Annotated in this window: 11 protein-coding genes and 1 tRNA gene; 4 read left to right on the top strand and 8 right to left on the bottom strand. The window is 30.3% G+C overall.

What is annotated here, in order from left to right:
- Positions 1-26 precede the first annotated feature (26 nt).
- The 6 genes from BN2409_RS12740 to selA all read right to left on the bottom strand — a co-directional run bounded on the left by BN2409_RS12740 (position 27) and on the right by selA (position 6,010).
- The gene (locus BN2409_RS12740; RefSeq protein WP_053956999.1) at positions 27-245 is read right to left on the bottom strand and encodes a hypothetical protein; all 219 of its coding nucleotides are present in this window, start codon (positions 243-245) and stop codon (positions 27-29) included.
- Positions 246-368: 123 nt separating this feature from the next.
- Positions 369-465, bottom strand: a tRNA-Sec gene (locus tag BN2409_RS12735).
- A gap of 75 nt (positions 466-540) precedes the next feature.
- On the bottom strand, positions 541-1,809 hold the full coding sequence (locus BN2409_RS12730) for a sensor histidine kinase (RefSeq protein WP_242847964.1): 1,269 nt from the start codon (positions 1,807-1,809) through the stop codon (positions 541-543).
- 112 nt (positions 1,810-1,921) lie between these two features.
- Positions 1,922-2,620 (bottom strand): response regulator transcription factor, encoded by a 699-nt coding sequence (locus BN2409_RS12725; RefSeq protein WP_053956998.1) that lies wholly within the window; start codon positions 2,618-2,620, stop codon positions 1,922-1,924.
- Between the two features lie 77 nt (positions 2,621-2,697).
- Complete coding sequence (gene selB / locus BN2409_RS12720; protein WP_053956997.1) at positions 2,698-4,590, bottom strand: selenocysteine-specific translation elongation factor; 1,893 nt, start codon at positions 4,588-4,590, stop codon at positions 2,698-2,700.
- Between the two features lies 1 nt (position 4,591).
- Entirely contained in the window at positions 4,592-6,010 is a 1,419-nt protein-coding gene (gene selA / locus BN2409_RS12715; RefSeq protein ID WP_053956996.1) for an L-seryl-tRNA(Sec) selenium transferase, read from the bottom strand.
- Between the two features lie 261 nt (positions 6,011-6,271).
- Between selA and BN2409_RS12710 the strand changes: the two genes are divergently transcribed.
- Both BN2409_RS12710 and BN2409_RS12705 read left to right on the top strand, forming a co-directional pair.
- Complete coding sequence (locus tag BN2409_RS12710; RefSeq protein ID WP_053956995.1) at positions 6,272-7,648, top strand: alanine/glycine:cation symporter family protein; 1,377 nt, start codon at positions 6,272-6,274, stop codon at positions 7,646-7,648.
- A 282-nt stretch (positions 7,649-7,930) separates the two neighbouring features.
- Positions 7,931-9,277 carry an alanine/glycine:cation symporter family protein gene (locus BN2409_RS12705; RefSeq protein ID WP_242847963.1) on the top strand — a complete coding sequence of 449 codons (1,347 nt, stop codon included), beginning with the start codon at positions 7,931-7,933 and terminating at the stop codon, positions 9,275-9,277.
- A 32-nt stretch (positions 9,278-9,309) separates the two neighbouring features.
- On the opposite strand, the gene selD is transcribed toward BN2409_RS12705, so the two are convergent.
- Both selD and BN2409_RS12695 read right to left on the bottom strand, forming a co-directional pair.
- Positions 9,310-10,350 (bottom strand): selenide, water dikinase SelD, encoded by a 1,041-nt coding sequence (gene selD / locus BN2409_RS12700; protein WP_110943119.1) that lies wholly within the window; start codon positions 10,348-10,350, stop codon positions 9,310-9,312.
- A 49-nt stretch (positions 10,351-10,399) separates the two neighbouring features.
- Positions 10,400-10,990, bottom strand: a complete 591-nt coding sequence (locus BN2409_RS12695) for a helix-hairpin-helix domain-containing protein (protein WP_053956992.1) — start codon at positions 10,988-10,990, stop codon at positions 10,400-10,402.
- Positions 10,991-11,160: 170 nt separating this feature from the next.
- Between BN2409_RS12695 and BN2409_RS12690 the strand changes: the two genes are divergently transcribed.
- Together BN2409_RS12690 and BN2409_RS12685 are read left to right on the top strand one after the other, a co-directional pair.
- Complete coding sequence (locus tag BN2409_RS12690) at positions 11,161-12,435, top strand: D-alanyl-D-alanine carboxypeptidase family protein (protein ID WP_053956991.1); 1,275 nt, start codon at positions 11,161-11,163, stop codon at positions 12,433-12,435.
- A 1-nt stretch (position 12,436) separates the two neighbouring features.
- Positions 12,437-13,507 (top strand): pyridoxal-phosphate-dependent aminotransferase family protein, encoded by a 1,071-nt coding sequence (locus tag BN2409_RS12685; protein ID WP_053956990.1) that lies wholly within the window; start codon positions 12,437-12,439, stop codon positions 13,505-13,507.
- Positions 13,508-13,576: the final 69 nt, after the last annotated feature.

The following is a 13,576-nucleotide window of genomic DNA, read 5'->3' as shown; positions in this document are numbered from 1 at the left end:
AAATAATGTTTTTTTAACATCTTGGTTTATATCAGACCAGTTAGATTGAGCAATCCATCTTGTAAAAAAGTAAATAAATATTTATGATCGTGAATTGTCTTCTCTGATAGATTTTCCAACATTTTATCCCTAACAAATTCAGTATGTAGTTCAATGAATCTTCGTATAGTAATTTCATTATTTGAAGTATGTTCACTTTTTACACTGGTTTTAATTCTCTTTCTTCCTTTCATAGAAATAGCCATTTTCAATACCTCCGTAGATTTTTATTTTAGAACAAACCTACTTGGGCATATTGGTTATAATTGTTTTCAAAAATAAAAAGTGACTCCAACAAATTATATTGGAATCACTGCTAATACTTATATTGGCGGGAGTATGTGGGAATCGAACCCACCTAAGAAGCTATTAACCCCTCAAACTGGTTTTGAAGACCAGAGGGCACACCAGCACCCATCTACCCCCAAATAGTATTTTTTAATATTTACTTTTCAATTATAACATATGATGTCCTTGTGTCAAGGCAACTATCTACATTCTTCATATATTATAAGGCAATCGTATGGTAAAGGTAGTTCCTTTATGTTCTTCACTGCTTACTTCAATCTTCCCTTGATGAAGTTCAATAATTTGTTTGGATATAGATAATCCTAAACCTGTTCCTCCGGTTTGTCTTGACCTTGCTTTATCTACTCTATAAAATCTTTCAAAAATATAAGGAATACTATCTTTTGGTATGCCTATCCCATTATCTTTAATTTTGATTACTACTTCGTGTTCTTCTTCGTAAAGCAATACTTTAATAACTCCTTCTTGATTCGTATATTTGATAGCATTAGATAAAATATTTGTAAGAGCTTGTTGTATCTTAATAGGATCTATTTTTATTTGTATTTTTTCAAAATGAATAAAAGATATATAGATATTTTTTTCATTGGCTAAAGGTTTTAAATTATAGATTAATTTGTCTATTAAATCATTCATATAAGTCAGTTGATATTCTACCTCTAATTTTTCTTTATCAATATCTACTAATGACAATAAATTTTCGATAATCTTATTCAACCTGTCCACCTCTGAGACAATATCTTTTAAAAATTCTTTATACATATGAGGATCTACTGTATCTTCAAGCAATAAAGATTCAGATAAAAGTTTTACAGCACTTAGCGGAGTTCTAAGTTCATGTGAAACATTTCCAACAAATTCTTTTCTTTGTTTATCTACTTGAAAAAGCTTTGTACTCATTAAATTAAAAGCCCGGGCCATATCTGCTAATTCATCATTTCCTCTTATTTCAACTCTTTGTTCTAGATCCCCTTGGCACATTTTTTTGATACTTTTTGTAAATCTTTCAATAGGAGTAGCAATTACATGTGCAAGTAAAAAACTAATAAATCCTGTAATAGATAAACATAATAAAGATAAATAAAAATATCTTCTTTTCATATCTTTAATACTTTTATATACATCTTCTAATGAAGAAGATATAAATATAGATCCATATACTTCATTATCCAATAAAATAGGTATCGCAATATGTATGCTTCTTTCATTTAATGCATATTCTTTTGCAGTAGTTCTTCCTTTTAAAGACTCTTCAATCTCCCAATAGCTTATTTTTTTATTGATAGAAATTTTACTTGTATCATAAAAAACTTTTCTATCCTTACGAACCATTAAAATCCTTGCTCCTAATTCTTTGCTATATTGATCCATAAAATTTATAATCTCATTTTTATTAGTACTTCTAATTGGATACGTACTAGCATGAGAAGCCATCATTTTTCCTTGAGAAATTAAATACATTTTCTTTTCATAAATACTATTGAATCGAATCACTTCGCTCACAAAAGAATTAATCAAAAAAAGGGTAATGACATTTAATAATAAATAGGTAAAAACTAGCTTCCATCTTATACTAATGAATTTTGTCCTTGGATCTAAAATAATAACCCACTCCCCACTTGGTCCGTATATATTCTGGTTTGCTAGCATTTGGCTCTATTTTTTCTCTGAGTCTTCTAATATGTACATCTACTGTTCTTAAATCTCCAAAATATTCATATCCCCAAACTACTTCTAATAATTCTTCCCTACTATATACTTTATTAGGATTCATAGTCAAAAGTATAAATAAATCAAATTCCTTTGCTGTTAAATTAATTTCCTGATTTTTCAAAAATACCTTTCTTCCTAAAGTATTAATAATAAATTCATCTATCTCTATTATATTTGAAGATACAGGTTCCTTTATACTCACTCTTCTTAAAATAGCTTTCATTCTAGCTTTTAATTCTAATATATTAAATGGCTTTGTAAGATAATCATCTGCTCCATATTCCAATCCCAATATTTTACTAGAATCTTCACCCTTAGCCGTTAAAATAATAATTGGAACCATAGAATTTTGTCTTACTTTTTGACAAACCTCTAAACCATCTATTTTAGGAAGCATAAGATCTAATATAATCAAATCATATTCATTCTCAAGTGCTTTGCATAGAGCTTCTTCTCCATCTATGGCTGTATCAATCATATAATTATCTTGTTTCAAACTATATTGTAGCCCTTTTAAAAGAATGGGTTCATCATCTACAATCAATAATTTATAGCTCATCACTACACCTCTTTTATATATTTGTTGTTGCTTTATTATGCGTCCCTCATAAAAATAGCTACCTTCCTTGGTAGCTACTATAGTACTCTTTTTTCTCCTACTCTCTTTGTAATTTTTCTCTGATCAAAAATTTCTAAAATAGGTAGGGCATATTTTCTTGTAGTATTTAGGAGGTCTCTAAATTCACCAAGGGTGATGGATCCATTTTCTTTTATGTAATTTTTTGTAATTTCTATAGCTTGCTGATAATTTTTGACATGCATCCATATATTTTCATCTATTTTTACTAAAATTCCTATATCTATCATACCATATAAAACTTGTGCATATTGTTTTTGATTTTTTATATCTTTGAATATTTCTTGTATAGAAGGAGGCCTAAATCTACTCTCCAGATAAATTTTTTCTATTTCATTTTTTATTTTTTCTTGCTCTTTTGTATATTGTACTTTAAAATCATAAAGAGCAATAAAATAATCATATTGCTGTATTGTCTTTTTCCCTATAAAATATTGGAGCATTTCATCATATAATTTTGATTTTATTTGATTAAATATTTTATTTTTTAATTCTTCTTTTAACATACCCACCTTCAAAGGATTCTTATGATGATATTCATTCAAAATATCCATCATTTTTTCTTCTATTTTCTCTACATAAGACCTATGTAATATAATATTTTCTGCAAATTTTATTAAAATATTGTCCCTCACAAGAATCTCAATAACATTTAAAGTTTCTTCTTTGCTTATTCCAGTTTGCATCTTATAAAAATCAATATTTTCAAATTGACTGCTAAATCTTTTTACTATTTCTTCTAAAATAACTTCATTTTTTCCTTCTTCTTTTGTTTGAAGGCTTTGAATCGTATCTTGTTTAAATCTTTTATGCTTCATAGGATTTGCTTCTAAAACTATCCCTCCTCCGATGGTCTCCATTGGAGAATAAAAACGAATGACTATATGATCTCCTCTTTTTACTACAATCTCTTCTTCTAATCGAAGTTGAGCATAGCAGCTTTCTCCTGGATTTAATTCTTCCCTATCTAATAAAACAATTCTACATAGTATTTCACTTGTTCCATGATAAAGTCTCACTCGATCCCTATTTTTGAGAATTCTATTTGTATGCTTTAACAAACGCATTTTTACATCTATCATCATAGAAGATTCCATAGAACGTACTTGTGCTAAAACATTTCCTCTAAAAATTTCTTCCTTTTTTATATTAGCTAAATTCATAGCAACTCTTTGTCCTGCATAAGATGTATCTACATTTTTTCCATGCACTTGGAGATTCCTTACTCTTACTTGTATATTTTGAGGATATAATGTAATAAGGTCTCCAACATGAACGATTCCTTCCATCTGTGTTCCTGTAACCACCGTTCCAAAACCTGCTATAGAAAAAACTCTATCAATAGGAAGTCTAAAAGGAAGATGCATATCTTTTGCCTCTGTAGTATAAGTCATTTCATCTATGATTTTTATCAGATCTTCTAATCCATCTCCCTTTGTAGCAGATAGGGAAACCATCGGTGCATCTTCAAGAAAACTCCCTTTTATTTTTTCTTTTACTTCTTCTTTTACAAGATCTAGCCACTCTTCATCAATCAAATCTACTTTTGTAAGAACTACAATACCTTTTTTTATTTCTAATAAAGAAAGAATATCTAAATGCTCTTGAGTCTGAGGCATAAACCCTTCATCTGAAGCAATTACCAATAATACAATATCTATTCCCAATGCCCCTGCAAGCATATTTTTAATAAATTTTTCATGTCCAGGTACATCTATTATACCTGCTGTTTTCCCACTTGGTAAATGAAAATGAGCAAAACCTAATTCAATAGTAATTCCTCTCTTTTTTTCTTCTTGTAAACGATCTGCATCTACCCCTGTTAATGCTTTGATCAAAGTAGTTTTTCCATGGTCTATATGTCCAGCTGTACCTATAATGATATGACCCACCTTATGCACCTCTTCTCTTTGACAATACAGCTTCTACTCCCTTTAAAATAGTCAAAAATTCATCTTCATGAATGGTACGAACATCCAAAAGAATATAATCTTCATGAATTCTTGTAATAATAGGTATTTCGTAACTTCTAAGAAGGTATTCAAATTCATTAGAAGAAATTTCACTGCACTTTATTCTAATTAAAATCGTTGGAAGCGTCTCAAGAGGCATAGATCCTCCTCCTACTTGTGAAAATCCATCTGTCTTTTCTATTTGGCAATCCTTTATATTTTCATTTAAAAGATTATATAAAATTTCTGCCTTTTTATGAATTTCTTTTATATCCATAGTTAACATATGAAGAGTTGGAATTTCTTTTATAGCTTTTTCTTCATCTAGATAAATTTTTAGCGTAGCTTCTAAGGCTGCTAATGTCAATTTATCCACTCTGAAAGCTCTTGTATATGGATTTTTTTTCATTTTATCTATATATTCTTTTTTTCCTATGATCATTCCTGCTTGTGGTCCGCCTAATAATTTATCTCCACTAAAGGTTACAATATCTGCACCACTTATAATACTTTCACAAACAGTAGGTTCCTTGAAAAGTCCATATTTAGAAAAATCTATCAAGGTTCCACTACCTATATCTTCAATAACAGGAATATGATATTTTTTACCTAAATGCACAAGTTCTTTTAAATCTACATCTTGTGTAAAACCTAAAATTTTATAATTACTTGTATGTACTTTTAATAAAGCTGCTGTATCCTCTGTAATATTTTTTTCGTAATCAAACAAATGAGTTTTATTCGTAGTTCCTACTTCAACTAAATTTGCTCCACTTTGTTCCATTACATCTGGAATTCGAAAAGATCCTCCTATTTCTACAAGTTGTCCACGAGACACAATTACTTCCTTGTTCTTTGCTAAAGTATTTAATACAAGAAATACAGCTGCTGCATTATTATTGACTACAATAGCTGATTCTGCTTTTGTTAATTTTACAAGCAAATTTTCAATATGATCATATCTTGACCCTCTTTTCCCAAGCTTTACATCATATTCTAAATTAGAATAACTTGAAGCAATCTCCCATACCTCTTCTTTGATAGATGAACTTAGCAGTGCTCTACCTAAATTAGTATGCAGTACAACTCCTGTTGCATTCACTACTTTTTTTAGATTCATTTTATTTTTTTCTTTTACTTTTTGAATAATTCTGTCTTGCAATATTTCATCATCTATATGAAAACTTTTGAGATGATCCTCACACTTTAATATCTCTATTCGAATCTCATCTAAAACCTCTCTAATACTTTCAACAATAATATTTCTTGATTCTTTTTGCAACAGATTCTGAATTTTTATTTTGCTTAACAATTGATCTACTTTAGGAATCGATGCAAGCATTTCTTTTTTCGTAGACATAAAAACGCCTCCATTTTTTATCATACATAAAAGATTATGTACTTAATAAAAATCTAGATAAATCCACAATTTTCATTATTGTCTATAGTTATTTAAAATTATAACATATTATTTGAAAATATTTATCTTTGATTTTATATATATTTTTCAAACTTATTTTCAGATTTTTTTAATTTTTCTGAAAATTCATTGCTTAAATTTAAAAATTCTTTTATAATAATATTAAGGGGTATTATATTATTTTTAAAAGGAGGTTATAGTATGGAATCAATCGCTCATCTTATTAGTGCAATTGCTAACTTTGCCTGGGGACCTATCATGATTGTACTATTAGTAGGTACTGGTTTTATTCTTACTGTAGGAACAAGAATTATTCAATTTAGAAAATTAGGAACTGCCTTTAAGCTTCTTTTTTCAAAAGATGAATGTGACGATGGAGATATTTCAGCTTTTCAAGCACTCATGACTTCTTTGGCTGCAACTATAGGAACTGGTAATATTGCTGGAGTTGCAACAGCCATATCTGTAGGAGGTCCTGGTTCTATTTTTTGGATGTGGGTCACTGCAGCTGTAGGTGGTGCTACAAAATATGGCGAAGCTGTACTTGCCATTAAATATAGAATTACAAATGAAAAAGGTGAAAAATCTGGAGGTCCTATGTATTATGCAAGCATGGGTATGGAAGATCAATATGGTGGGAATTGGAAATGGCTTGGATGGATATTTGCTTTCTTTGGAGTGGTAGCTTCTTTTGGTATTGGAAATATGGTTCAAGCCAATTCAGTTGCATCTTCTCTAAATACTTCATTAGGATTACCTTATTTTGTATCTGGAATCATTATTGCAGTATGTACTGCATTAGTAATTATAGGAGGAATCAAAAGTATAGGAAGTGTTACAGAAAAGATGGTTCCTACTATGTCTATTATTTATGTAATTGGTGCTTTAATCATATTATTTACAAAAGCTTCTATGATTCCTACAGCTTTTTCTTTAATTTTTTCAAATGCTTTTACTGGAAGTGCTGTAGGTGGAGGATTAGTAGGGACAGTCATTCGTATGGGAGTTGCAAGAGGTGTATTCTCAAATGAAGCAGGACTTGGAAGTGCTCCTATTGCTCATGCAGCATCTACTACAAACGATCCTATTCGGCAAGGTATTATAGGGTCTTTAGGATCTTTTTTAGATACAATATTAGTCTGTACTATGACTGCTTTGGTGATCTTAGTATCTGGACTTGTTAATATTGGAAAAGATGGCCTTATGGTTGTTCAAGATAATCTTACAGGAGCATCTCTAACCACTACTGCTTTTAGTCAGTCTCTTCCTGGTTTTGGAGCTTTTATCGTATCTTTTGGATTAATATTTTTCGCTTTTTCTACAATATTAGGATGGTATTATTATGGATCTAAATGTTTAGAATATATTGCTGGTATTAAAGCTGTAGAAGTTTATAAATGGTTTTGGGTTTTATTATGCTTTATAGGTTGTATTGCAAAATTAAATCTTGTATGGGATTTATCAGATGCATTTAATGGCTTAATGGCTATTCCAAACTTAGTTGCACTCATTGGACTTAGTCCTATGATCTTTCGTATGACAAAAGAATATGAAAAAAAACAAAAACAACTCAGTTGAAAAGTTTAAATTTTTCTATATATGTCTTATTTAAACGCTTTTATTTCTTAAAAGATAAAGCTTCATCTTGAAAGCTTTATCTTTTTTGTCTTTTTTTGATATAGTTTCTTTAATTTTCTGTTTATTTGTAAATTTTAAAATTTTAAGAACATTCATTGAACTAATTTCTTCTTTGTTGTATACTTGTAAATATATGAAAAACATAAAGAAAAGGAGGTTTTTTATATGGAAGCCATCAATGGCTTAATCCTAATAATTCGCAACTTTGTATGGGGTCCCATTATGATTATTCTCCTAGTTGGAACAGGTATTTTCCTTACTATAGGAACACGAGCCATTCAGTTTAGAAAGCTAGGATATGCTTTTAAAATGCTGTTTTCAAGAGAAGATAAGGAGGATGGGGATATCTCTTCTTTTCAAGCACTTATGACATCTTTAGCTGCTACTATTGGTACAGGCAATATTGCAGGTGTTGCTACTGCTATCTCTATAGGGGGTCCAGGTTCTATTTTTTGGATGTGGATCACAGCAGCTATCGGGGGAGCTACAAAATTTAGCGAAGCCTTTCTTGCAATCAAATACAGAATCACCAATGAAAAAGGTGAAAAATCTGGAGGTCCTATGTATTATGCAAATATAGGAATGCATCACAAATATGGAGGGGACTGGCATTGGCTTGGATGGTTATTTGCTGTATTTGGATTTTTTGCTTCTTTTGGTACTGGTAATTTGGTTCAAGCAAACTCCGTTGCATCTTCTTTACAGACTTCTATAGGCTTATCTCCTTACATATGCGGAATTATTTTATCCATTGCTGCCGGAATCGTTATTATAGGTGGAATTCAAAGTATTGCAAAAATCACAGATAAAATTGTTCCTGCTATGGGCATCATATACATTCTTGGCTCATTGATCATATTAATCAATCAACATCATATGATTCCAAAGGCTTTTTTTATGATTTTTTCTAATGCTTTTACAGGGAAAGCTGTCAGTGGAGGATTTATCGGATCTGTCTTACGTATGGGGGTAGCAAGAGGAATATTCTCAAATGAAGCAGGCCTTGGAAGCGCTCCTATTATACATGCTGCATCTAAAAATAATAATCCTATCAAAGAAGGTCTTATTAGTTCATTGGGATGTTTTTTCGCTACGTTAGTCATATGTACTATGACAGCTTTAGTTATTTTAGTCTCTGGTCTGATTTCTATAGACAATAATGGTCTTATGACAATATCTAATAATCTTTCTGGTGCTGCTTTAACTACCATTGCTTTTAATACATCTCTTCCGCAGATAGGTGCTTTTACCATTTCTTTTGGATTAATTTTTTTTGCTTTCTCCACTATATTAGGTTGGTATTATTATGGTGCTAAATGTCTTGAATATATAGCTGGTGTCAAAGCTATTGAAATTTACAAATGGTTTTGGATTTTTGCCTGTTTTGTAGGCTGTATCATAAAATTAGAATTAGTATGGAATTTATCTGATGCTTTAAATGGTCTTATGGCCATTCCTAACTTAATTGCACTCACCGCTTTAGGTCCTATGGTTTTTACAATGACTAAAGAATATGAACAAAAAAATAAGATAGATCCTATTGCTTTTTCTATAAAATATAACAAATAAAAATAAGATAAAGTACTTCAATGTGAAGTACTTTATCTTATTTTTATATATTTATCTTCCTTAGTCTTTACTTCTCCTACAATAGCAAATTCAGTAGGTAAATTTTCTGTATAAAATTCTTCTAATTTTTTTGCATTCTCTTTTGGTAATGATATCAATAATCCTCCTGAAGTTTGAGGATCAAACAAAATATCTTGCATATACGTTGGTACATTTTTTTCAAAAAATACAGAATCATGGATATAAGCTGCATTTTTATATGCTCCTGCAGGAACTAATCCCATCTGTGCATTTTCTATAGTCCCCTTTAAAAGAGGGACTTTATCACTATCAATATATAAAGTAACACCACTAGCTTTTGCCATTTCATAGGCATGTCCTAAAAATCCAAAACCTGTTATATCTGTACACGAATTTGCTCCTACTTTTTTCATTCCTTCTGCCGCCCAATTATTTAGGCTAGCCATGACTTTCATAGTATAATCCATTAATTCTTTTGAAAGCATTTCTGCTTTTATAGCTGTATTTAAAATTCCAGTTCCTAAAGGTTTGGTAAGAATCAATAAATCTCCTGGTTTTGATGTATGATTTCCCATTACTTTATTAGGAGATACAATTCCAGTTACAGAAAGACCATATTTAGGTTCATTGTCATCGACACTATGTCCTCCTACTAATAATGCTCCTGCTTGTTTCACCTTATCTGCTCCTCCTTTTAGTATCTGTGTCAAAACATCCATAGATACACAAGTTGGAAAACAAACTATATTCATAGCAAGTAAAGGCGTACCCCCCATTGCATATATATCACTTAAAGAATTTGCTGCTGCAATTTGTCCAAACATATAAGGATCATCTACTATTGGAGTAAAAAAATCCAAACTCTGTATAATAGCTAAATCTTCACTAATCTTATATACTGCTGCATCATCTGAAGTCTCTAACCCTATTAAAAGATTCTTGTCTTCTACTTTTGGTAAGTGACACAAAACTTGTGCCAAGGTCTCAGGACCAATTTTTGCCGCTCATCCTGATGATCTACTCATTTGCGTTAAACGCTTATGAATCGTCATCTTCTCACCCCCTTATCATGAATGATCGTATCATATTTATTTTAAAAACTCAATGAGTACATATTTGATCTTGAATGTTTTCAAATTTTTTCTTTCCTATTCCAGATACATTCATAATATCCTCTATTTTTTTAAAATTGCCATTTTTATCTCTATACTCTATTATTCTTTGCGCTAGAGCCGTACCTATTCCATTCAAAGACTCAAGATCTGTTATAGATGCTGTATTGATATCTAGTTTTTTATCATTTGAATTTTGATTTTCTAAAGCATCACTTTCCTTTATATATTCACCAATTTTAGGGATATAAACTTGTTCGCCATCAGATAATTTTTGAGCCATATTTATTTTTCTTCGATCTGCTGTTTCTTTTAATCCACCTGCAAGTGTAACTGCATCTATGATTCGATCTCCTTTTTTAATCTTTACTACTCCTTCCATATTCACTTCTCCACAAACATCTACCATCATCCAGACTTCTTCCTTGTCATCCTCTGTTGTATCCTCTGAATTTTTTTTTATACTTTCCTCAATAATCATCTCTTGTGATTCATTTATATGTTTATACATTCCTATAAAACATATTCCTACTACCAAAACTCCTAAAAGAATAATCTCCTTTTTTTTAAACTTTTCCATAGCCCTTCCTCCTTATTACTTTATTGATATATTGTTCAATTTTCTTTTTTCTTATAAGCATTAAAATATTTTTATGGTTTTTATTAAGTTTTTGCTTATTTTTTGTTATACTAATAAAGTAATGCTTCTTTCATGTACATTAAATTTTAATATTTCATACGAGGTGGCTTATGAAAAAACGAACTCTACTTTTTATTTTCTTATTGATATGCTCAAACTTATCCATTGGATTTTGCCAACCAATAGAACCTACTATTACAGCCCCAAGTGCTATATTACTAGATGGAGATACAGGCGATATATTATATGAAAAAGATTCTCATACTCCTATGTATCCTGCTAGTACCACAAAAATAATGACTGCTATTTTAACTTTAGAAAATACAAATTTAAATGATAAAGTCATTATTGACAAAGATTCTCCTTATACTGGCGGAAGTAGAATTTATATTATAGAAGGTGAAGAATTTACTGTTGAACAACTTCTTCATGCACTGCTCATTGATTCTGCCAATGATGCGGCTGTTGCATTAGCCATACATATTTCTGATAGTGTAGAAGATTTTACAAAGCTTATGAACAAAAGGGCACAAGAATTGGGCGCAAAAAATACACATTTTACAAATCCTAATGGGCTTCCAGATCCTGATCATCTGACAACTTCTTATGACTTAGCTATGATTGCTAAACATGCTATGACCATCCCTAAATTTAGAGAAATTGTAAAAACTGTAAAGTATGATATTCCTCCTACTAATAAACAAGAAGAAACTCGTCATCTTTATAATTCTAATAGACTTCTTTGGGGAACAGGAAGACGCAATCAAATACTTTATCAAGGAAAGTATGTAAATATCAAATATGATATAGTAGAAGGAATTAAAACAGGATATACTGATATAGCTAGACAATGTTTAGTCACTTCAGCTAAAAAAAATAATCACCGCTTAATTAGCGTAGTTTTAAAAGCGGAAGGAAAAAATATATATATCGATTCAAGAACTCTTATTGACTATGGATTTGATAACTTTAAACTTAAGAAAATCATAGATTCTGGAGAAAAAATTCAATCCATATCTATTGAAAATGGAACAAAAAAAAGCATCGATGTATTGACAAAATCTCCATTATACAAAGTCATTCCCAAAAATGAAAAATTAGGTTCTATTGAACAAACCATTAGTCTAAATAAGAACATTAAAGCACCTGTTGAGAAGGGTCAATCCATTGGAAAGATCACTTATACAACAGATGGTGAAATTTTAGGGAATATTACCCTCATTGCATCAGATTCTGTTTCTGTGGAAAAAATAAGTTCTTTTTCTTGGATAAAAATCATATTATATTTTTTATTTTTCCTATTTATTATTTTTTTAATTCTTAGAACTATCATAACTATCAATCGTATACAAAAAAGAAAGAAAAGATTAACAAGGAGGTTATAAAATGTATCAAAAACTTTTTATTCCTGGACCTGTCAACGTAACAGAAGATGTACTTCAAAAAATGGCAACTCCTATGATTGGACATAGAAGTAAAGATGCATCTGTATTACAAAAGAGTATTTCTCAAAAGATGAAAAAAATAATGTCTACAAATAATGAAATTCTTCTCTCTACCTCTTCTGGTACTGGTCTTATGGAAGGTGCTGTAAGATCTTGTACAAAAAAAAGAGCAGCTATCTTCTCTGTAGGGGCTTTTGGGGAAAAATGGTACGAAATGGCTGTTGCAAATGGAGTTTCTGCAGATTTATTTTCATCTGAACTTGGAAAAGCAACTTCTCCAAAATTAGTAGATGAAGTTTTAGCTACTGGAAAATACGATTTAATTACTATTACTCATAATGAAACCTCAACAGGAATTATGAATCCTGTTGAAGAAATTTCTAAAGTTATTAAAAAATATCCAGAAGTAGTTTTTTGCCTAGATACAGTAAGTTCTATGGGTGGTGTAAACATTAATATAGATGATTTAGGTGTAGATATATGCATTACTTCTACTCAAAAATGTTTAGGTCTCCCTCCAGGAATGAGTATTTGTTCTATCTCACAAAAAGCCATAGAAGCTGCTCAAAATGTAAAAAATAGAGGATTTTATTTTGATCTTTTAAAATTATATGAATATATTCAAAAGAAGGATTATCAATACCCTTCTACTCCTTCTTTGCCTCATATGTTCGCTTTAGATTATCAATTAGATAAAATTTTAGATGAAGGATTAGAAAACAGGTTTGCTCGTCACAAACAAATGGCTCAATGCGTACAGCAATGGGCAAAGAAAAATTTTGATCTATTTGCAGATGAAGCATATGCATCTTATACGGTAACTACTATTAAAAATACAAAAAATATTTCTGTTGCAGAGCTAAATGAAAATTTATCTAAATACGGATATATGATTTCTAATGGATACGGAAATTTAAAAGAAAAAACTTTTAGAATTGGTCATATGGCTGATACTACCCTAAAAGAAGTGCAAGAACTACTTGCTATTATAGAAAAAATCATCCCATTATAAAAATAAAAATGGTGACCATTAGGTCACCATTTCAAACTAAAAACAAACTACATCTTAGAAAAGTCATAA

This window comes from Inediibacterium massiliense (assembly GCF_001282725.1).
In the GTDB taxonomy this organism is placed as follows: domain Bacteria; phylum Bacillota; class Clostridia; order Peptostreptococcales; family Thermotaleaceae; genus Anaerophilus; species Anaerophilus massiliensis.
The sequence above is the reverse complement of the archived record's forward strand: the minus strand, read 5'-3'. Positions and strand labels throughout refer to the sequence as shown.